This is a genomic window from Paramesorhizobium deserti, assembly GCF_001558695.1.
GTDB classification, from domain to species: Bacteria; Pseudomonadota; Alphaproteobacteria; order Rhizobiales; family Rhizobiaceae; genus Paramesorhizobium; species Paramesorhizobium deserti.
In genome coordinates, this window is record NZ_LNTU01000012.1 from 688,999 (window position 1) to 709,776 (window position 20,778).

At 61.3% G+C, this 20,778-nt stretch carries 18 protein-coding genes and 3 pseudogenes; 15 read left to right on the forward strand and 6 right to left on the reverse strand.

Translation table 11 applies throughout. From position 1 onward, the window contains the following. The 4 genes from pgsA (at position 1) to ATN84_RS12525 (ending at position 2,294) form a co-directional block, all read left to right on the forward strand. Positions 1–582: a CDP-diacylglycerol--glycerol-3-phosphate 3-phosphatidyltransferase gene (gene pgsA, locus ATN84_RS12510; protein WP_068881927.1), complete on the forward strand. Its 582-nt coding sequence runs from the start codon at positions 1–3 to the stop codon at positions 580–582. 4 nt (positions 583–586) lie between these two features. After that, positions 587–844 carry a molybdopterin converting factor subunit 1 gene (gene moaD / locus ATN84_RS12515; RefSeq protein ID WP_068881928.1) on the forward strand — a complete coding sequence of 86 codons (258 nt, stop codon included), beginning with the start codon at positions 587–589 and terminating at the stop codon, positions 842–844. Between the two features lies 1 nt (position 845). Continuing rightward, entirely contained in the window at positions 846–1,316 is a 471-nt protein-coding gene (locus tag ATN84_RS12520) for a molybdenum cofactor biosynthesis protein MoaE (protein WP_068881929.1), read from the forward strand. Positions 1,317–1,490: 174 nt separating this feature from the next. Further along, positions 1,491–2,294 carry an META domain-containing protein gene (locus tag ATN84_RS12525; RefSeq protein ID WP_068881930.1) on the forward strand — a complete coding sequence of 268 codons (804 nt, stop codon included), beginning with the start codon at positions 1,491–1,493 and terminating at the stop codon, positions 2,292–2,294. A gap of 117 nt (positions 2,295–2,411) precedes the next feature. On the opposite strand, the gene ndk is transcribed toward ATN84_RS12525, so the two are convergent. Both ndk and ATN84_RS12535 read right to left on the reverse strand, forming a co-directional pair. Beyond that, a complete protein-coding gene (ndk, locus tag ATN84_RS12530; RefSeq protein ID WP_068881931.1) occupies positions 2,412–2,834 on the reverse strand; it encodes a nucleoside-diphosphate kinase in 423 nt (140 codons plus the stop codon). 78 nt (positions 2,835–2,912) lie between these two features. Next, complete coding sequence (locus ATN84_RS12535) at positions 2,913–3,602, reverse strand: glutathione S-transferase family protein (protein ID WP_068881932.1); 690 nt, start codon at positions 3,600–3,602, stop codon at positions 2,913–2,915. A 144-nt stretch (positions 3,603–3,746) separates the two neighbouring features. On the opposite strand from ATN84_RS12535, the gene ATN84_RS12540 reads away from it, so the two are divergent. Together ATN84_RS12540 and ATN84_RS12545 are read left to right on the forward strand one after the other, a co-directional pair. Beyond that, the gene (locus ATN84_RS12540) at positions 3,747–4,259 is read left to right on the forward strand and encodes a DinB family protein (RefSeq protein WP_068881933.1); all 513 of its coding nucleotides are present in this window, start codon (positions 3,747–3,749) and stop codon (positions 4,257–4,259) included. Positions 4,260–4,303: 44 nt separating this feature from the next. Beyond that, on the forward strand, positions 4,304–6,193 hold the full coding sequence (locus tag ATN84_RS12545; RefSeq protein ID WP_068881934.1) for an ABC-F family ATP-binding cassette domain-containing protein: 1,890 nt from the start codon (positions 4,304–4,306) through the stop codon (positions 6,191–6,193). Between the two features lie 193 nt (positions 6,194–6,386). Here the strand turns inward: ATN84_RS12545 and ATN84_RS12550 are convergent. From ATN84_RS12550 to ATN84_RS12560, 3 genes and pseudogenes are all read right to left on the reverse strand, one after another. Beyond that, positions 6,387–6,653 (reverse strand): annotated as a pseudogene (locus tag ATN84_RS12550) (hypothetical protein); the annotation flags it as partial. Beyond that, the gene (locus tag ATN84_RS12555; RefSeq protein WP_068881936.1) at positions 6,572–7,021 is read right to left on the reverse strand and encodes a DNA polymerase III subunit chi; all 450 of its coding nucleotides are present in this window, start codon (positions 7,019–7,021) and stop codon (positions 6,572–6,574) included. The gene ATN84_RS12555 and the pseudogene ATN84_RS12550, both read right to left, overlap by 82 nt. Before the next feature lie 209 nt (positions 7,022–7,230). Then, on the reverse strand, positions 7,231–8,724 hold the full coding sequence (locus tag ATN84_RS12560) for a leucyl aminopeptidase (protein ID WP_068881937.1): 1,494 nt from the start codon (positions 8,722–8,724) through the stop codon (positions 7,231–7,233). A 247-nt stretch (positions 8,725–8,971) separates the two neighbouring features. Between ATN84_RS12560 and lptF the strand changes: the two genes are divergently transcribed. The 6 genes from lptF to rsmA all read left to right on the forward strand — a co-directional run bounded on the left by lptF (position 8,972) and on the right by rsmA (position 16,862). Beyond that, on the forward strand, positions 8,972–10,180 hold the full coding sequence (gene lptF / locus ATN84_RS12565) for an LPS export ABC transporter permease LptF (protein WP_068881938.1): 1,209 nt from the start codon (positions 8,972–8,974) through the stop codon (positions 10,178–10,180). Then, positions 10,177–11,265: an LPS export ABC transporter permease LptG gene (gene lptG, locus ATN84_RS12570; protein WP_068881939.1), complete on the forward strand. Its 1,089-nt coding sequence runs from the start codon at positions 10,177–10,179 to the stop codon at positions 11,263–11,265. The genes lptF and lptG overlap by 4 nt, the downstream gene beginning before the upstream one ends. Next, on the forward strand, positions 11,265–13,601 hold the full coding sequence (locus tag ATN84_RS12575; protein WP_068881940.1) for an LPS-assembly protein LptD: 2,337 nt from the start codon (positions 11,265–11,267) through the stop codon (positions 13,599–13,601). Before lptG ends, ATN84_RS12575 begins: the two co-directional genes overlap by 1 nt. Positions 13,602–13,740: 139 nt before the next feature. Then, a complete protein-coding gene (locus tag ATN84_RS12580) occupies positions 13,741–14,691 on the forward strand; it encodes a SurA N-terminal domain-containing protein (RefSeq protein ID WP_068882030.1) in 951 nt (316 codons plus the stop codon). Positions 14,692–15,027: 336 nt separating this feature from the next. After that, positions 15,028–16,032: a 4-hydroxythreonine-4-phosphate dehydrogenase PdxA gene (gene pdxA, locus ATN84_RS12585; protein ID WP_068881941.1), complete on the forward strand. Its 1,005-nt coding sequence runs from the start codon at positions 15,028–15,030 to the stop codon at positions 16,030–16,032. Then, positions 16,029–16,862: a 16S rRNA (adenine(1518)-N(6)/adenine(1519)-N(6))-dimethyltransferase RsmA gene (rsmA, locus tag ATN84_RS12590; RefSeq protein ID WP_068881942.1), complete on the forward strand. Its 834-nt coding sequence runs from the start codon at positions 16,029–16,031 to the stop codon at positions 16,860–16,862. The genes pdxA and rsmA overlap by 4 nt, the downstream gene beginning before the upstream one ends. Positions 16,863–17,126: 264 nt before the next feature. Here rsmA and ATN84_RS27795 read toward each other — a convergent pair. After that, positions 17,127–17,225: pseudogene (locus ATN84_RS27795) on the reverse strand (IS630 family transposase); the annotation flags it as partial. 474 nt (positions 17,226–17,699) lie between these two features. Between ATN84_RS27795 and istA the strand changes: the two are divergent. The 3 genes and pseudogenes from istA to istB all read left to right on the forward strand — a co-directional run. After that, positions 17,700–19,186: pseudogene (gene istA, locus ATN84_RS12595) on the forward strand (IS21 family transposase); the annotation flags it as partial. Between the two features lie 29 nt (positions 19,187–19,215). Beyond that, positions 19,216–19,362, forward strand: a complete 147-nt coding sequence (locus ATN84_RS28140) for a hypothetical protein (protein WP_161939570.1) — start codon at positions 19,216–19,218, stop codon at positions 19,360–19,362. A gap of 11 nt (positions 19,363–19,373) precedes the next feature. After that, positions 19,374–20,117: an IS21-like element helper ATPase IstB gene (gene istB, locus ATN84_RS12600; RefSeq protein WP_068881943.1), complete on the forward strand. Its 744-nt coding sequence runs from the start codon at positions 19,374–19,376 to the stop codon at positions 20,115–20,117. Positions 20,118–20,778: the final 661 nt, after the last annotated feature.

Here is a 20,778-nt window from a genome sequence, read left to right on the forward strand (position 1 = left end):
ATGCGGAAAAATGCCCTGTCCTTGCCGAATATCCTCACCTATGGACGCATTATTGCGGTTCCACTGGTGGTTCTGTGCTTTTTCGTCGAGGGCAGCCTGAAATCCAGCGACACCGCCCGCTGGACGGCACTGGCCATCTTTGCCGTCGCCAGCATCACGGACTTCTTCGACGGTTATCTCGCGCGAATATGGAAGCAGACCTCCACCATCGGCCGGATGCTCGACCCGATCGCTGACAAGCTGCTCGTCTCGGCCTGTCTGCTGCTGCTCGCCGCCGACCGCACGATCGCCGGCTGGACGCTGTGGGCGGCGATCATCATCCTGTGCCGCGAGATCCTGGTTTCGGGCCTGCGCGAATATCTGGCCGAGCTCAAAGTCAGCGTACCCGTCAGTACGCTCGCGAAATGGAAGACCACCATGCAGATGATCGCCATCGGCTTCCTGCTCGCCGGCCATGCCGGCGACAAGTACCTCCCCCACACGACGGAGATCGGCATCACGCTTCTCTGGATATCGGCGCTCGTCACGCTCTATACTGGCTGGGATTATTTCCGCGCCGGACTGAAACATGTGATTGATTGAAGCAATGACAACCAAACTCGTCTATTTCGCCTGGGTTCGCGAGCGCATCGGCAAGCCGGAAGAGGAAATCGAGCTTCCCGCCGATATACGAACCGTAGGTGAGCTTCTCGACCATCTGAAAACTCGCGGCGAGGAATATGAAGCCGCGCTCGAATATCCTGATGTCATCCGGGTCGCCATCGATCAAGAGCATGTCGATCATGGCGAGAAAATCGCCGGGGCGCGTGAGATCGCGCTCTTCCCGCCGATGACGGGAGGCTGAAATGAGCGCCGCGGTCGTCCCGCATGTCAGTGTTCAGCGCGATGATTTCGACATCACGCGCGAGATCAAGGCGCTGACGGCGGGGCGGAGCGATATCGGCGCGGTGGTGACCTTCAGCGGTTTGTGCCGCGATGAAGGCGAAAAGCTCGTGGCACTCGAGCTCGAGCACTATCCGGGCATGGCGGAAGCCGAGATCGGCAGGATCGCGGCGGAGGCGCTGCAGCGCTGGCCGCTCACCGGGCTGAGGGTCATCCATCGTCACGGGAAAATCCTGCCCGGCGAGAACATCGTCCTCGTCGCGGCCGCATCGGCGCATCGCCAAGCAGCGTTCGAGGCCGCCTCCTTCCTGATGGATTTCCTGAAGACCAACGCTCCTTTCTGGAAGAAGGAACACCGCCGCGACGGCGAGGAAGGCGGGTGGGTGGAGGCCAAGGCGAGCGACGACGAAGCACAATCGCGCTGGACGCGATAAAGCGGACAAAAAAACACTCAAAAACGTCGAAAATCCTAACAAAAAAATTACCAAAAACTTGCAATGTCACAATTTCCACACGAACATTGACCATTCCATGGGGGTGGAGAATCGCGGCTTGTGGCGGCAGGTTTCGCGGGCATTCAAACAACAAGAACACATCGGGAAGAGACTATGCGGCGCGTCCGGACAGGATGGATATCGATAATGGGAGCGGCAGTTGCGGGAATTGCCGTACTCGCCGGTTCCGCCCTGTTCCTCACGGCATCACTTCCCACCTCCGGTGTGGCAGCGGAGAAGACCATCCACGGCGATGTTGTCTACCAGGTGAAGGTCGCGCTGCCGCCCGAAGCCGATCTGCATGTGCAGTTGGCAGATATTTCGCCCACCGATGCGGGCGCCAGAATCCTCGCCGAGACACGGGTCTCGTCCGTCGAGAACGGCCGGATCCCCTTCTCTCTCGATTTCGACAGCAAGGACATCGTTGCGGGCCATACCTATGTGCTGCAGGCCCGCATCGCCGCCGGCGATACGCTCTGGTTCGTCAATGACCAGCAATACCGCATCGATCCGCAGGATCCGCAGCAGCCGGTCAGCATCAATCTGGTGGTGGTTCGCAAGGACGCCGATCTAGCGTCCGACAGCCCGATCGGAGGCTCGACATGGCTTGTCGAGGATATCTACGGCGCTGGTGTGGTCGACGATGCACAGACGACGCTGACGATCGGCGAGGACGGCGAGGTGAGTGGATCGAGCGGCTGCAACCGCTACTTCACAAAGGCCTCGTTTTCAGCCGATACGCTTTCCTTCGCCGAGGTAGGCTCCACCTACATGCAATGCCCGCCGGCGCTGATGAACCAGGAAAGCAAGTTCTTCGACGCGCTGGGCAAAGCCCGGGCCTACAGGGTCGATATGGGCAAGCTCCTGCTGCTCGACGCCGATGGCAAAGAGATCCTGCGTTTGACGCAGAACAGTTAAGGAGATCGGGAGTAGGGGAAGATCAAACTGTTTCCCTACTGCCTATTCCCTATCTCACTACTCACTAAAAAGCCCGCCGTTTCCGGCGGGCTTGGCATTTCAGCAGTTATATAAAAATCAGCCGACGATTTCGGTGCCGGCGAACCAGTAGGCGATTTCCTGCGCGGCGGTTTCAGGCGCATCCGAGCCGTGGACCGAGTTTTCGCCGATCGACAGGGCGAAGGTCTTGCGGATGGTGCCTTCGGCGGCATCGGCTGGATTGGTGGCGCCCATCACTTCGCGGTTCTTGAGAACAGCGTTCTCGCCTTCCAGAACCTGGACGATCGTCGGGCCGGAGGACATGAACTCGACCAGCTCGCCGAAGAACGGGCGTTCCTTGTGAACGGCGTAGAAGCCCTCGGCCTCGCGGCGGCTCATCCAGACGCGCTTGGAAGCGATAACCCGCAGGCCTGCTTCTTCGAGCTTCTGGGTAATCGCGCCCGTCAGGTTGCGCTTCGTTGCATCCGGCTTGATCATCGAAAACGTGCGTTCAATCGCCATCGTCAAATCCTTATGTTCCAGGGAAGTGGGCGGTGTTTACCCGCCCCGGCCTTTGGAAACAAGGGGGTTCCGGCAATTTCACGCGGCTACGACACGCCGTCCAAGGCCATCATAGAGGTCGAGGCAACGTTCGAACCATTGAAGAACCGTATCGTCCTGGGAAAGCGGCGGCGGACCGGCCGTCACTCGCATCCACTGCAGCGCGCCGAACAGGATGTAATCGGCGAAGAGCGGGCTGTCGCCGCCGAGGAAAGGCTGGAAATGCAGCGTGCGGCGCACCGGCTCGAGCCTTGAAGCGAAAGCCGCCCTCTCCGCCTCGCCTTCCGCCGCCAGCTCCTCGATGGGCTTGCCGAGACGCTCAAACCGGCTTTCCCGGAAATAGACCTGGTCGGTCTCGTCCAGCATGTCGTGGATATGCATGATCGCCATCTTGGTGACCGGCATGTGAACAATCATCTGCGAGAAGCTCTCGATGAAGCGCGAGAGCGCCTTGCCGCCCTCCCCGCCGAACAATGTCGGCCGATCCGGATAGGCTTCTTCCAGGTAAAGCGCGATCTCGAAGCTGTCGCGGACAAGGCGATCGCCGTCCCGGAGAATGGGAACGGTCTTCGAGAACCCGTCTTCGATATTGGCAATGGCCGTGAAGGGATAAGGCCGCTCGACGAATTCCAGCCCCTTATGGGCAAGTGCCAGCGCCACCTTCCAGCAATGCGGGGAAAACGGCCGGCTCTCATCCTTGCCGCAAAGGGAATAGAGGACACGCGTCATTGATAGCTCCCGATTCTGATTTCATGCCATTGTGGAGAGACTGCCGGGCAAAATCCAATCAGCAAATTTCATACATTGCATCACATAACCACCATTCGCAGTTGCGGCTTTCGCGGTTAAAGTCAGCCACCAAAGGAGACACCGATGCGCCGCCATTTCCAGATGTTTGCCACCTATAATCGCTGGGCGAACGGCCTCGTCTATGACGCCGCGGCGGAGCTCGGCGCCGATGAATATCGCCGCGACATGGGCGCCTTCTTCAAATCCATCCACGGGACGTTCAATCATCTGCTGGTCGCCGACCGCATCTGGATGAAGCGCTTTACCGGCGAAGGCGATCATCCCAAGACGCTCGACGCCATTGTCTTCGAGCAGTTCCCTGCCCTGCACGCCGCGCGCGAGGCGGAGGACCGCCGCATCATCGCCTTTGCCGACGGGCTGGACGACAGGGCGGTCGCCGGACGCTTCACCTATATCACGGTCACCGATGTGCGCACCGTCAGCCAGAGGCTTGCGCCGGCGCTCTCGCATTTCTTCAATCACCAGACCCATCACCGCGGCCAGGTGCACGCGATGCTGACGGCGCTCGGGCGACAAGCGCCATCACTCGATCTCGTCCGGTTCCAGCGAACGGAAGCGGGGCGGCGTTTTGCCTGAAACCATCTTGCGAAACGAGCGCGCGTCGTGGCAAAAGCGCGGCCATGCTTATACTCAATGATATTTCCGTACGCATCGCCGGACGCCTTCTGATCGACCACGCCAGCGTGACGCTGCCGTCGGGCTCGAAGACCGGCTTTGTCGGACGCAACGGCACCGGCAAATCCACCCTCTTCCGAGTCATCACCGGCGAGCTTACGCCGGAGACCGGCGATTTCTCGCTGCCGAAGAACACGCGCATCGGCCAGGTGGCGCAGGAAGCGCCGGGAACCGAAGAGCCGCTGATCGAGATCGTGCTGAAGGCGGACAAGGAGCGCATGGCGCTGCTGGAAGAGGCCGAAACCGCCACCGATCCGCACCGCATCGCCGAAATCCACATGCGGCTTGCCGATATCGACGCGCATTCGGCGGAAGCGCGGGCGGGGGCAATCCTCTCCGGCCTTGGCTTCGATGCGGAGGCGCAGCGGCGCCCTGCATCCTCCTTCTCGGGCGGCTGGCGGATGCGCGTGGCGCTTGCCGCCGTGCTGTTCTCGCAGCCGGACCTCCTGCTGCTCGACGAGCCGACCAACTATCTCGATCTGGAAGGCACGCTGTGGCTGGAGGATTATGTCAGGCGCTATCCGCACACCGTCATCCTCATCAGCCACGACCGCGATTTGCTCAATTCGGCGGTCAACTCGATCATGCATCTCGACCAGAAGAAGCTCACCTTCTGGCGCGGCGGCTATGACCAGTTCGAACGCCAGCGCGCCGAGAAAATCGAATTGCAGCAGAAGCAGCGCGTGAAGCAGGAGGCGCAGCGCAAGCATATGGAGGCGTTCGTCGAGCGCTTCCGCGCCAAGGCATCCAAGGCGCGGCAGGCGCAGTCGCGCCTCAAGGCGCTGCAAAAGCTGAAGCCCATCGCCGCCCATATCGACGAGCATGTGCAACCCTTCACCTTCCCCGATGCGGAGAAGAAAGCCGCCTCGCCCATCATCGCGCTCGAAAATGCCGATGTGGGCTATGTGCCGGGCAAGCCAGTGCTGCGCGGCCTCAATCTTCGCATCGACAATGACGACCGCATCGCGCTGCTCGGCTCGAACGGCAATGGCAAATCGACGCTCGCCAAGCTTCTGGGCGGCAGGCTTCCGCCCGAAAGCGGAACGCTGACAGTCTCGCCCAATCTGAAGGTCGCCTTCTTCGCGCAGCACCAGCTTGACGATCTCATTCCTGATGATAACGCCATCGAGCATGTGCGCAAGCTGATGCCGGGCGAGCCGGAGGCGAAGGTGCGCTCGCGTGTGGCGCGGATGGGGCTTTCGACGGAGAAGATGATGACGCCGGCGCGGGATCTCTCCGGCGGCGAAAAGGCGCGGCTGCTGATGGGCCTCGCCACCTTCCACGGGCCGAACCTGCTCATCCTCGACGAGCCGACCAACCATCTCGACATCGACAGCCGCGAGGAACTCGTCCACGCGCTCAACGGCTTCAACGGCGCGGTCATCCTCATCGCCCACGACCGGCATCTGATCGAGGCGACGATGGATCGGCTCTGGCTGGTGCGCGGCGGAGAGGTGAAGCCCTATGACGGCGATCTGGAGGAATACCGCTCGCTGGTGCTCTCCGACAGCCGCTCCGGCAATGGCGGTGCGAAACCAGCCGATCAGGGGGCGAAAATCTCCAAGGCGGACCAGCGCCGCCTCGCCGCGCAGAAGCGGGAAACGCTGAAGCCCTTGCAGAAAAAGATCAATGATTCGGAAGCGTTGGTGCAGAAACTGACGAAAAAGATTCAAGAACTGCAGGCTGAGCTCGATGATCCTGATCTCTACAGCCAGGAAGCATCGAAGGTCACCATGATCACGCGCGACCTCGCCAGGGCGAAGGCCGAACTGGCGGACGCGGAGGAGAAGTGGATGATGCTTTCTACGGAGTATGAGGAAGCAATGGCGGAGTGATTGGAGCGGCTTCCGCTTTTATGGATTCGCTCTGATACCGACCGCTGGTGGAGTGGTGACGTTCCGGAACGCTTCCATTTGAAAATGAACCGCCTTACCCCAGCTCAAACGTCGTAATCCCGTCGAGACGGTCGAGCGGCAGGGCGGACGTCGTGCCGCGATACATGCGTGCCGTCTCGAAGACGGGTTTCATGCCATAGCGGATGAGGGAAATCGCGGCGGCGAGCCTCCCGTCCACCTCCGCCACGTAATAGCCGTCGGGATCCGCCGCCCAGAATGCGGGCGCATCCTCGACGCCCGGATTCCAGCCCTCGCGCGCGGCCCAGTCGATGATGATGTCGAGTTCACCGCGATCGGCGTTGCGGATGGTGAGAACCGTCAAGCCTTGCGCTCCCACCGCCGGTCCGGCGTCTGCTGCCAGTAGGTCAGCTGATGCCCCTCCTCCTTCAGCGCCTTCCATTGTGCACGCGCCCGTTCGAGCTGCTCCTGATCGTGGCCGTCGAACATCACGACGAGGCGCTCGTAATCGCCTGCCCGGCTGATCTCGGCCCCTTCGACGACGAAGCGCACCGTCGCGCCGTTGGGGTTGGCGTCTGATGTGGTGAGGATGACGGGCTGTTCGGCCGGAAAAGGCTCCCTGTCCGTTCCATGGGCCAGAAAGGAAGCGTCGGACCAGGTCCACAGATGGTTGTCCAGCGCATCGCGCCGCTCTTCGGTGGCGGTCTGGATCACCACCCGCCATCCGCGAGACAGCGAACGCTCCACGAGACCGGGCAATGCATCGTCGAGCGTCGATTCGGTCAGGTGGTAGAACAGGATTTCAGCCATGGGAGCGGTTCCCATATAGGCGAAATCGCTGGCTTCTCACCCCCCTCTGGCCTGCCGGCCATCTCCCCCACAAGGGGGGAGATTGGCTGGCATCGGCCATGCCACCACTCCTCCGCGTCTGCGATAGGCGGAAGCGTCTATGAAGGCTAATCTCCCCCCTTGTGGGGGAGATGGCCGGCAGGGCAGAGGGGGGTGTCATCGTGTAATCATCACCCCTCGAAATTATCCTTCACCAATCTATCGAGCAGCCGCACGCCGAAGCCGGAGGCCCAGGACTGGCTGTATTCGTTGTTCGGCGCGCCGATGGCGGTGCCCGCCACGTCGAGATGCGCCCAGGGCGTATCGCCGACAAAGCGCTTCAGGAATTGCGCGGCGGTGATTGCGCCGCCGTTGCGCCCGCCGATGTTCTTCATGTCGGCCGTCTTGGAATCGATCAGCTTGTCGTATTCGGCCCCGAGCGGCATCCGCCACACCTTCTCGCCCGTCGCCTGCCCCGCGGCGAAAAGCTGCTCGGCCAGCGCATCGTCATTGGAGAAGAGGCCGGCGTGATGCTGGCCGAGCGCCACCATGATGGCACCGGTCAGCGTCGCCAGATCGACCATGAAGCGCGGCTTGAAACGGTCATTGGCGTACCAGAGCGCATCGGCGAGCACGAGGCGGCCTTCCGCGTCGGTGTTGAGCACCTCGATCGTCTGGCCCGACATCGAGGTGACGATGTCGCCGGGGCGCTGCGCATTGCCATCAGGCATGTTTTCCACAAGGCCGATGATGCCGACGGCATTGACCTTCGCCTTGCGCGCGGCGAGCGCATGGATCAGGCCGGTGACGGCCGCCGCACCGCCCATGTCGCCCTTCATATCCTCCATGCCCGAGGCCTGCTTGATCGAGATGCCGCCGGTGTCGAACACCACGCCCTTGCCGATGAAGGCGACGGGCTTTTCCTTGTTCTTGCCGCCGTTCCACTCCATCACCGCGATACGCGGCGGACGGACGGAGCCTTGCGCGACGCCGAGCAGCGCGCCCATGCCGAGCTTCTTCAACTCCTTTTCGGTGAGGATCTCGACCTTGACGCCGAGCTTCTCGAGCTTGAGGGCTTCTTCGGCAAACTCAACCGGACCCAAGACATTCGCCGGCTCGTTGACGAGATCGCGCGCGACCTTGACGCCGCCGGCAATGGCTTCCGCATCGGCAAAGGCCTTTCTGGCGGCGGAGGGATTGTCGGTCTGCAGCGTGATCTTGACGCCGCCCTTCGGCTCCGCGCCGTTATCCTCGTTCTTTTTGGTCTTGTATTTCTCGAACCTATAGGAGCGCAGTAGCAGCCCCAGGCCGAAATCGGCGGCATTCTCGGGCGAAAGCTGCGTTTCCGGCAGGGCAAAGGTGACTGAAGCCGTGCCGGCATGACCGATCTTGGAGAAAGCGGCGCCGCCGATCTTGATCCAATCCTCATGGCCGAGCTTCGCCGGATCGCCGACGCCCACCAGCACCACCCGGTCGATCCCCGCCCCTTCCGGCGCGATCGTTTCCACCGTCGCGCCCAGCTTGCCCTTGAAATCGGATATCTCGATCAGGCGCGTGATCAGCGATGCGCCGTCAATGGCTTCGACTTCCCGGGCGAATTTGCCGTCCTTGGTGACCAGGACGATAGCGATGCCCTTTTCGGGGGCCGAGAATTCAGAAAAGCCGATAGAAGGACGTTTGGACATGATAACTCCAGGGTGAGATACGGGAATAAAGCGTGGAGAGTCGCGAAATTGTCTCCTTCATGTGAAACGAACGCGGCAAAACGGCAAGAGCTATGGCATGATCGATCACGTTTTAGTAATTTGTTTACCGCGTTTCTTCGCCCATTTTTAGCCAAGGGCGGGTAGCGTATATATTAAAAATGGGACATATCCGTCCGTGGGACAGGATATGCCGCCAATCAAACGGGATCAGGATGTAACTCCGTAAATGAAGTTGATCGAGTTATACATCCTGCGCCGCGTCGCGCTCATGTTCTTCGCCGTGCTATCGGCCGCCGTCGGCATCACGTGGACGGTGCAGGTCCTGCAGCGGATCAACTTCCTGACGACGAGCGGCCAGACCTTCCAGACGATCCTGCAGTTCAGCTCGCTGCTTCTGCCCTCGGTCATACCGCTGGTCATGCCGTTCGCGCTGGTCATCGCGATCACCCAGACACTTTCCACGATGAACCAGGATTCGGAGCTGGTGGTCATCAATGCCGCCGGCAGCCCGCGCTCGGCCGTGCTGCGGCCGATCCTGCTCCTCGCCGCCGCCATTTCCATCGTTTCCTTCCTGGTGGCGAATTTCGTCGATCCCTATGCGCGGCTCAACATGCGCGAGATGATCGCCGACGCGAGCGCCGACCTCATCAATGTCGTCATCCAGGAGGGCACGTTCCGCCAGTTTGGGGACAATCTCTATGTGCAGATCGCCGAGCGCAAGGAGAACGGAGAGATCGGCGGGCTATTCATCGCCGATTCGCGCGATCCCAATATCGACCTGATCTATTACGCCGTGGACGGCTATGTCGCCCGTGCCGGCAATACCGACGTGCTTTTGATGCAGAATGGCGAGGTGCAGCGCCGCGACGTGAAGACGGGCAATGTCTCGATCATCAAGTTCAACACCTATGCCTTCGACCTGAGTGAATTCGCTGCGGCGGCAGACGAGACGGTGATCTACGCAAAGGACCGGCCGCTCGACTATCTGCTCAACCCCGACCCCAACGATCCGCAATACCAGAGAAAGCCGATGCGCTTTACGGCGGAGTTGCACAAGCGTTTCACCGAATGGCTCTATCCGCTGGTCTTTGCCCTGATCGCGCTGGCGGTGGCAGGCGATTCGCGCTCGTATCGCGAAGCGCGCATCTCGGCCTCCTTCACCGCCATCACCCTGTCGCTGGCCGTCTATTGGGCGGGCTATTTCGCCGGCGAGCGGGCCGACAAGAGCTCCGATTATATCTATCTGATGTATGCGATCCCGCTCGGCGTCAGCCTGCTTGCGATCTACATGCTGGCGACGGGACGGCGCATGTCCATGCCCGCCAAATGGTCTGACATGCTACAGGACCGTTTCGAGGCGCTGCAGCGTTTCGCCGCCGACCTCTCGGCGCGGCTATGGGGCCTGCGGCACAACCGGACGGGAGGCCGCTCATGATCGGCTGGACCCTCGGGCGCTATTTCTTCCTGCGCTATGTGAAGATCACCTGCTATTTCCTCCTGGGTATCTTCGCACTGGCGCTGCTGCTTGATTTCACCGAGAACGCGGGCAAGCTCTCGGCCCTGCCCGATTATTCGACATGGGGCGCCCTCGGCATCTCGGCCATGCGCATCCCCTTCATCATGCAGCAGATGATTCCCTTCGTCGCCCTGTTTTCGGCCATGGCGACGCTGATTTCGCTCAACCGCAAATATGAGCTGGTGGTGGCGCGCTCCGTCGGCGTGTCGGCCTGGCAGTTCCTGCTGCCGGCCTGTTTCGGCGCGTTTCTTTTCGGTCTCGCCACCATTTTCCTGCTCAATCCGCTTGCCGCCTACGGCTTCGCCAAGGCGGAGGAAATCCAGTCCTCATGGACCAGCGGTAAGGTGACGGACGTCTCGGCGCTGCGCGTGCCCTGGCTACGTCAGAAGACCGATGAGGGCGAGACGATCATCGGCGCCAAGAACATTCTCGACCGGGGCACCACGCTTGTCGATGCGACCTTCATCGCGCTCGACAGCGACAACACCATCAAGGAGCGATTCGACGCCAAAACGGCGCTCTTGAAGAACGGCTATTGGCAGCTCAACGATGTCAGGCGATTCGCGCTGGCGCAGGAGCCGCAGAGAATCGCCGAAATGCGCATTCCGACCCAGCTACGTCCTGAATTTGTTGAGGAAAAGCTGGCCGCGCCGGAAACCATTCCGTTCTTCGAGCTGCGCCGCAAGATCGAAGTCGCCCATTCGTTCGGCTATTCCGCCAATGCATTCGACATGCATTTCCAGTCTCTCCTGGCGTTGCCCGCGCTTCTGATGGCGATGACGCTCATCGCTGCAACAGTATCGTTGAAATTTGTGAGGTTTGGGCAATCCGGAACGATGATTCTGGGTGGCGTCATCGCCGGGTTCGTGCTTTATGTCGTGACTGTTCTGGTCAAGGCATTCGGGACCGCGGGTTTTGTACCGCCCTTCGTGGCAGCCTGGGTTCCCGTCTTGATCGCAATGTTTTTCGGGGTCTCCTTTCTACTGCACAAGGAGGATGGTTAGTGGGACTGAGTAAAGCCCGCACGGTGTTACCGGCGCGGCTCGCGTGTTTTTTGCGCGGGACAGCGTTGGCGTGCGTCCTTATGGCCCCTGCCCTCTCCGTCGCGCATGCGCAGACGCAGAGCGATTTCTCGGGCTCGTTCCAGACCGACCCCAATGCCAGGATGGTGCTCCTGGCAGATGAGCTCGTCTATGACAATGACGCCCAGACCGTCACTGCGCAGGGTAATGTACAGATCGAATATGACGGGAATCATCTCGTCGCCCGCAAGGTGATCTACAACCAGCGCACCAACCGGATGGTGGCGGAAGGCAATGTCGAGATCGTCGAGCGCGACGGCAACCGCATTTATTCCGACCGGGTGGACGTTACCGACGATTTCCGCGACGGGTTCGTCAACGCGCTGCGCGTTGAGACGACGGATAATACCCGGTTCGCCGCCGAGAGCGCCGAGCGCAGCAACGGTGAAATCACCACCTTCAACAACGGCGTCTACACCGCCTGTGAGCCCTGCAAGAAGAATCCCGACAAGCCCGTTCTGTGGCAGATCAAGGCGCGCAAGATCATCTGGAACGGCACCACGAAGACCGTGCGTTTCGAGCGCGGCCGTTTCGAGATGTTCGGCCTGCCGCTCGCCTATCTCCCGGTTTTCGAGATGGCGGACCCCACGGTGAAGCGCAAGAGCGGCTTCCTCTTCCCCGGCTTCCGCTACAAGGATGATCTGGGCTTCGGCATCCGCAATTCCTATTTCTGGAACCTGGCGCCCAATTATGACGTGACCTTCTCCAACACCGCCTACACCAAGCAGGGTTTCCTGAACGAGGTGGAATGGCGCCATCGGCTGGAGAACGGCACTTACAATTTGCGGGCCGCCGGCATCCATCAGATGAGGCCGGATGAATTCGATCCCAGAACCGTCGACCGGGAAAATACCGATCGCGGCATGATCGCGTCGAAGGGCAATTTCCAGATCAATCCGCGCTGGACGTTCGGCTGGGACGTGATCGCCCAGTCGGACAAGAATTTCAGCCGCACTTACGGCCTGCAGGATTACGCCGCGTCGACGATCAAGAACGAGATTTACCTGACGGGGCTCAGCGGCCGGAATTATTTCGACCTGCATTTCTACAAGTTCAACGTGCAGGAAAGCGTGCTGCCGGACAGCCCGAGCGAATATAATTCCAAGCAGCCCTGGGTGCTGCCGAGCATCGATTATTCCTATACGGCGGCCGATCCGGTCTATGGCGGCGAGCTGAACTTCGACATGAATGTTCAGGGTATCTATCGCCGGAATGCCGATTATACTATGGCGCCTTATACCCGCGTTCCCGGACTTGATGGCAGCAGCGGCCGTCTGACCGGCGAAGCCGAGTGGAAGCGCACCTTCATTGCGCCGGGTGGCCTGGTCATCACGCCACTTCTGGCGCTGCGCGGCGACGGCATCGGCGTCAATAGCGATTTCGATAATACCGGCATCGTCGATACCGTCCGCGCGGAAGCCTTCCGCGCCATGGCGACGGCCGGTCTCGAAATGCGCTGGCCGATCCTGTTCTCGACGACCAGCACGACGCACATCATCGAGCCGATGGCGCAGGTATTCCTGCGCAACAATGAGCGCTATGCCGGCTCGCTGCCCAATGAGGATGCGCAGAGCTTCGTCTTCGACGCGACGACGCTGTTCCAGCGCGACAAGTTCTCCGGCTATGACCGCGTCGAGGGCGGCCACCGCGCCAATCTCGGCGTCCGCTATTCCGGCAATTTCGGCAATGACTGGGCCATCTACGGCCTCGCCGGCCAATCCTTCCACCTGGGCGGCGTTAACTCCTTCGCCGAAAGCGATTTCGTCAATGTCGGCGCCGAATCCGGCCTGGACAGGGCGCGTTCGGATTATGTCGCGATGATCGGCCTGTCGAATGCCACCGGCCTGTCGTTCGCGGCGCGCGGACGCTTTGACGAAGAAACATTCGAGGTGCGCCGCGGCGAGCTGGAAGCACAGCAGAGCTGGCGCGGCACGACGATCTCCATGCAATACGCCTTCATCGATGCCCAGCCCGCCTACGGCTATTCGGAGGACAGGCAGGAAATCACGCTGACGGGCTCGACCAAGGTGACCGACAACTGGCGCGTGTTCGGATCCGGCACCTATGATTTCGTTTCGGATACACTGGTGCGTGCATCATCGGGCCTTGCCTATGACGATGAGTGCTTCACCTATGCGATGACCTATCTGCAGACGCGCAATCCCGGGGAGACCGAAACCTCGCACGGCGTGGGCTTCAACATTTCCTTCCGAACCCTGGGCGATCTCGGCACCAGTTCATCGGCGCTCACGCGGTAGGACTGCAGAACAGCCAAGGTCATCGTTTCGCCGCACTACGCCACTTATTAGATGCAGGAACCCGCGTGAAAAATGCGAGCGATTTGAAGTTTTCCGGCTATTTTGCCAGAATGGCTTCCAAAAATCGGGAAGAGAGATGATGAAGATCAGCAAGCGGCTCCTCGCTGCGATATTGGCGACCGGCATAAGCGTTGCGTTTCTCGGCGGCGAGGCCCCATTCAATCCCGCTGCGGCGAATGAAATCGCGGTACTGGTCGACAGCAATCCGATCACCACCTATGACGTCCAGCGCCGGGCCGCCTTTCTCAAGCTGCAGCGCAAGAAGGGCAATCTCACGCAGATGGCCCGGGAAGAGCTGACGGAAGAGATGCTGAAACGCATGGAGATGAAACGTCGCGGCATCTCCATCTCCGACAAGGAAGTCGATACCGCATTTGCCAGCTTTGCCTCGCGCAACAAGCTGACGCCGGCGCAGCTTTCCGAAGTCCTGAACAAGGCCGGTGTCACACCGGAGCACTTCAAGACCTTCATCATGGTGCAGATAGGCTGGAACCGGGCGCTGAGCGCGCGCTTCCGGCAGACAGGTATGATCAGCGAGCAGGAAGCGGTGCAGCGCATGCGCCAGCAGGGCGGCGCCAAGCCGAGCGCAACCGAATATCTCCTGCAGCAGGTGATTTTCGTCATTCCCGCCGACAAGCGCCAGGCCATTATCGCCAAGCGCCGGCAGGAAGCCAATGCTTTCCGCTCGCGCTTCCAGAATTGCGGCAACACGCGGCAGCTCGCCAAGGGCATGATCGACGTGACGGTCCGCGATCTCGGCCGGGTGATCGAGCCGCGTCTGCCCAATGACTGGGCGGACGATGTCAAGAAGACGGGCGTCGGCCAGACGACTCCGATCCACGATACCGAAAAGGGCGTGGAATTCCTGGCGGTATGCTCGACGCGCCAGGTTTCCGACGACCGCGTCGCCCAACTCGTCTTCTCCATGGAAGACGCGGAGAAGAAGCAGGGCGGCGACCAGCAGGCGGACAAAGTCAGCGAGGAATACCTCAAGGAACTGCGCGCGAACGCCAAGATCGTCAATCGTTAGGGCAGCTATTGTTTTGATGGAATCGCTAGGCGCCCCCCTCCGGCCTGTTAGCCATCTCCCCCACCTCCTCCCGTCATCCTCGGGCTTGACCCGAGGATCCACGGCAAGGGGACAGGAATGCTGCTGTCATCCACTACGGGATCGTAAAAACTTCATCCGGTATATCGGGCAGCTCGTGCTTACTGGAACGCGCCGATACAGCAGGAACGCAGATGCCCCCTTGCCATGGATCCTCGGGTCAAGCCCGAGGATGACGGTGAGAGTAGGGGAGATGTCCGGCAGGACAGAGGGGCGCGCTGTCCCGCCAGTGGTTTTATTTGAAAGTGAAATGCTCTAATGCCGCCGCTTGCCGTCAGCGGCGGCGACCCATCCGGTGTCGGTCCGGAAATCGCCATTACCGCTTGGAAACTGCGCAAGACGGCGGATGTGCCGGCGTTTTTCCTCATCGCCGATCCTGATCTGATCGCCGCGCGGGCGAAGAGTCTTGGTGAAACGATTCCTCTGAAAGTCTGCGATCCCGACGAGGCGGCGGCGCTTTTTCCCGATTTTCTGCCTGTCGTGCCGCTGAAGAATTCCCAGACCGACAGTCCCGGCGTGCCGCTTGCGGAAAATGCTGCCGGCACAGTCGAGGCGATCCAGCGGGCGGTCGGCTACGCTTTCGATGGCAAAGCGGCGGCGGTGGTCACCTGTCCGATCGCCAAGAAGCCGCTCTATGAGGCGGGGTTCGCCCATCCCGGCCATACCGAGTTCCTGGCGGAGCTCGCCGAGGCGCATACGAAGAAAGTCTGCAAGCCGGTGATGATGCTGGCGGGGCCGCAACTGCGCGCCGTGCCGGTGACGATCCACATTCCGCTCGCCGAGGTGCCAAAGGCCCTGACGAGTGAGGAGATCCTTGCCGTGTCGCGGATCACTGCCCGGGAGCTCAAGGAGAAATTCGGCATTGCCCGGCCGCGTCTCGCCCTATCCGGGCTCAATCCGCATGCCGGCGAAGGCGGCGCGCTCGGCAAGGAGGACGACGCCATCATCCGTCCCGCCGTTGAGGTTCTCGCCGCGGAGGGCATCGCGGTGCGCGGTCCGCTGCCGGCCGACACCATGTTCCATGCGCCGGCCCGCGCCACCTATGACGCGGCGATCTGCATGTATCACGATCAGGCGCTGATCCCCGCCAAGGCGCTCGCCTTCGACGAGACGGTCAATGTCACGCTCGGGCTGCCCTTCATCCGCACCTCGCCCGACCACGGCACGGCTTTCGATATCGCCGGCAAGGGCGTTGCCCGCCCGGACAGCCTGATCGCGGCGCTGCGGCTGGCGCGGAAACTGGCTGATAACACCCGCAAATGAGTATTGACGGTCTCCCTCCCCTGCGCGACGTGATCGAGCGGCATGGCCTGATGGCGAAGAAATCGCTCGGTCAGAATTTCCTGCTCGACCTCAATCTCACCGCGAAGATCGCCCGGCAGGCCGGCGACCTGACCGACCAGCCGGTGATCGAGGTCGGCCCCGGCCCCGGCGGGCTGACGCGGGCGCTGCTGGCGCAAGGCGCGCTTGTGACGGCAATCGAGCGCGACGAGCGCTGCCTGGCGGCGCTGGACGAGATCGCCGCGCATTATCCGGGACGATTGAATGTCATCTCAGGTGACGCGCTGGAGCAGGATTTCGCCAGCCTCGCTGCGGACGGGAAAAAGCCGCGCATCGTCGCCAACCTGCCCTACAATGTCGGGACGCAACTGCTCCTCAACTGGCTGCTGGCCGAGCCGTGGCCGCCCTTCTATGCCTCGATGACGCTGATGTTCCAGCGCGAAGTGGCCGAGCGCATCGTCGCCCGCCCCGGTTCCGAGGCCTATGGCCGGCTCGGTGTACTGGCCGGCTGGCGGACAGAGGCGAAGATCGCCTTCGACGTGCCTCCACAGGCCTTTACGCCGCCGCCGAAGGTCACCTCGTCGGTCGTGCATCTGGTGCCGCGTGATGAGCCTCTGGCCTGCGATGCCGCCAGGCTCAGCCGCGTGACGCAGGCGGCCTTCGGCCAGAGACGCAAGATGCTGCGCCAGAGCGTCAAATCGCTCGGCGGTGAGGCGCTGCTGGAAAAGGTGGGAATAGACGGCACGCGTCGCGCGGAAACGCTTGATGTGGAGGAGTTTGTGACGCTGGCGAATGCCAGCCAGTCAGGATAAACTATGCCTTACCAAGAAGCGGACGCACGATCAGGCGGTATTTATCCGCGTAAGTCTTTCACGCCACCGGTAAGTGCACTGTGCCGTGACAGCTTACCTCAACTTGGATGTTCCCGGGACGATGCAATAGAATAGCCGGCCTCCCCCGAATACGCTTCGGCGGCCGGACGAACTCGACATCGACCAACCGCAGCCCGGCAAAGATCTCATTCACCTCGTCCGGTAAGCTAACAATGAAGCCCGCGTGATAAGTTGATTTTCCTAGACTTTTTCCACCGAGATCAGGAAGCGTTCGCCATTGATCGGGCCATCGATAATCCACGGCGCGCTGACGCGGTCGACGCGCAGTGCCGCGATGAGGCTTCAGCCAGTGCGCCTGCCGGACCGCTCGCACCTCTCCAAGTTGACGCCGGCCCATCGGCATGTCGCGGATTCTCCCCTTCCTTGCGGTAGGTGCACGCTCGTCCGCCTAGATGCTATCGGCCTGAGGCTTTAGGCGTGGTGTTTGTTTCACGCATTCGGCCGAGGCGGGCACGCTCTTGAGCAGAAAAGGTGCGGATTCCGATCTGAAGCCGTCCGGCATTCCGATCAATTACCGGCCACCATTCCGATTTGAAGCCGGCCACGATTCCAATCAATCACCGGCCGGTTTTCGGCTCTGACGATACCTGCGGATTCCGATCTGAAGCCGTCCGGCATTCCGATCAATTACCGGCCACCATTCCGATTTGAAGCCGGCCACGATTCCAATCAATCACCGGCCGGTTTTCGGCTCTGACGATACCCCTTGGGTCAGCAACTTTGGCATCAAGCCTCCCGGTACACGAGGAGAGTTTGATGCCGGCAAAGAGAAGGCTGACCATGAGACAATTACGACAGATGCTCCGGCTTGCCGGAAGCGGAACAAGCAGCCGCGAGATTGCGGTGGTGCTGGGCGTTGCGCGCAGCACGGTGCAGGATAATCTGAAGCGTGCGGCGCAAGCGGGCTTGACCTGGCCCTTGCCCGGCGAGCTAACCGACGATGCGCTTGAACATCGTCTTTTCGCCCGGGCCGGGGTCAAGCAGGGCCAGCGGCGAAGGAAGGAGCCTGACTGGGCTGAGCTTTCGATCGAGCTGAAGAAGCCGGGCGTCACGCTGCTGATCCTCTGGGAGGAATATCGCAGCGTCCATCCCGACGGTTACGGCTATAGCCGCTTCTGCGAACTGTTTCGCGGCTTCGAGAAGCGCCTGTCGCCGACGATGCGCCAGGAGCACGCCGCCGGCGACAAGGTCTTCGTGGATTATTCCGGCAAGAAGGTGCCGATCGTCGATCGCAAGACCGGCGAGGTTCGCGAGGCGGAACTGTTCGTTGGAGTGCTCGGCGCGTCGAGCTACACCTTCGCCGAGGCCACCTGGACCCAGACACTCCCGGACTGGATCGGCTCGCATGTGCATATGTTCGCCTTCTTCGGCGGCGTGCCGCGGTTGATCGTACCCGACAACCTGAAGTCCGGCGTCAACCGCGCCAGTTTCTATGATCCCGAGATTAACCGCAGCTACGGCATGATGGCGTCATCCTACGGCGTCGGCGTCCTGCCGGCCCGGCCGAGAAGACCGAAGGACAAGGCCAAGGTCGAGAACGCCGTGCGCTTTGCCCAAAGCTGCATTCTCGGCCGCTTGCGCAAGCAGACCTTCTTCTCACTCACCGAAGCCAATGCTGCGATCGCCGAGATGCTCGCGCGCATCAACGATCATGTCATGCGCCGGCTCGGCGTCAGCCGCCGGCGCCTCTTCGAGACGGTCGAACGCCCAGCACTCGCAAGCCTGCCCGCCGAGGACTACGAGTTCGCCGAATGGCGCCTGGCGCGGGTCTCGACGGATTATCACGTCGAGTTCAAGAGCTTCTTCTATTCGGTACCGCACGGTCTCATCAGGAGCCAGGTCGATATCCGCGCAACTGCCCGGATGATCGAGATCTTCCACCGTGGCAAACGCGTCGCTGTGCATCAGCGCCGCTATGGGGGGCCGCGCTTTGGCACCGACCCCGATCATATGCCGAGTTCGCATCGTCGCTATGCCGAGTGGACACCGGATCGCTTCCGGCGCTGGGCTGCATCGATCGGCCCCGAGACCGAGGGGCTGATCACCGCCATTCTCGCCAGCCGACCGCATCCCGAACAGGGCTTCAGAACATGCCTCGGTATCCGAGTGGACACCGGATCGCTTCCGGCGCTGGGCTGCATCGATCGGCCCCGAGACCGAGGGGCTGATCACCGCCATTCTCGCCAGCCGACCGCATCCCGAACAGGGCTTCAGAACATGCCTCGGTATCCTGCGTCTCTATCGTGATCTTCCCCGCGAGCGCGCCGAGACTGTGTCGGCGCGTGCCGTCGAGATCGGCGGGCTGACCTGCAAGACCATTACCGCTCTCATCGCCACCCACAAATCCAACAGACATTCCACCGAACCTGCCGCCGTCATGGAGCACGCCAACCTGCGCGGCCCCAGCTACTTTCATTGAGGACCAAGACCATGCTGACCAATCCCACCATCGACATGCTGCGCGAACTCGGCCTCTCCGGCATGGCGAGCGCCTATCACGAGCTCGAGGCCCAACCGGAAGTGAGAAGCCTCGAGCATGGCGAATGGCTCGCTCTTCTTCTGGAGCGCGAGGCGACGACGCGCCGCCAGAAGCGCTTCGAGGCGAGAGCCCGCGCGGCAAGGCTCCGCCATGACGCCCAGGTCGAGAACATCGACTTCCGCGCCGCCCGCGGCCTTGACCGCAATCTGTTCCTGAAGCTCGCCGGATGCGACTGGATCAGGCAACATCACAGTCTCCTGCTGATCGGGCCAGCCGGCGTCGGCAAGAGCTGGCTTGCCTGCGCACTCGGACACAAGGCATGCCGCGAGGACTTCTCCGTCGCCTATCATCGCCTGCCCAGGCTGTTCGCCACCCTTGCGCTGGCGCGCGGCGACGGCCGCTACCCGAAAGTCCTCAAGGCACTCGCCAGAACCGACCTGCTCATCCTCGACGACTGGGGGCCGGAGAAGCTCAGCGACGAGCAGCGCCGCGATCTCCTGGAGATCATCGAGGATCGCTATGAGAAGCGATCCACCATCGTCACGAGCCAGGTGCCCGTCGATCACTGGTACGACATGATCGGCAATCCGACCCTCGCCGACGCCATCCTCGATCGCCTCGTCCACAGCGCCTACCGCATTGAACTCAGCGGCGAGAGCCTGCGAAAGCAGCGCCACACTCCATCCGAGGCTTGACCGCGCGACAATCAGGAGCCATCAAAACAACGACCCAGGGGAGCATCGACTGGCCGGCTTCAAATCGGAATGCTGGCCGGAATGAAATCGGAATGGGTGGCCGGCTTCGTTTCGGAATCAATGGCCGGCTTCAGCGGAATACGCACTCTATGACCTCCCTTTGGTCGAATGGGTAAACCGAAGGTCAAATCACACGCATGAAACTCATCAAACGCCAGATGTACGGACGGGCAAAACTCGATCTGCTGCAAGCGCGATTGATCGACGCAATGTAGGAGCTGTACATCAGCAAATGTGCGTCAAAGCCAATTCTCAATGGAAATATCTGGCTGGCACGGGTCAGTTCTCAGCAGAAATCAATGGCCGTGAGGCGCGGCTTCCCAGCAGCATGCACCGGACGTTGAAATCCCGGCCGAAACCGGCATGCTGGTTCCCGCGTCGACAGACCCTCATCGATTGTCTCCATGACGCGCTGTCGCAAGTCTAGGCTGTAGGCTCGTGCCATCCCGTTGCTCCTTCCCAAATCACATACAATCAGGGAATCAGAACAAGTCGTTCAACGCACAAACCCGCGACTCCGATTAAGGCACAAACGAAACGGCTCTAGCAGGCCGTTGAAAAAGCGTCTCGCTTCATTTGCTCGCGCATGATTCACTGAGCT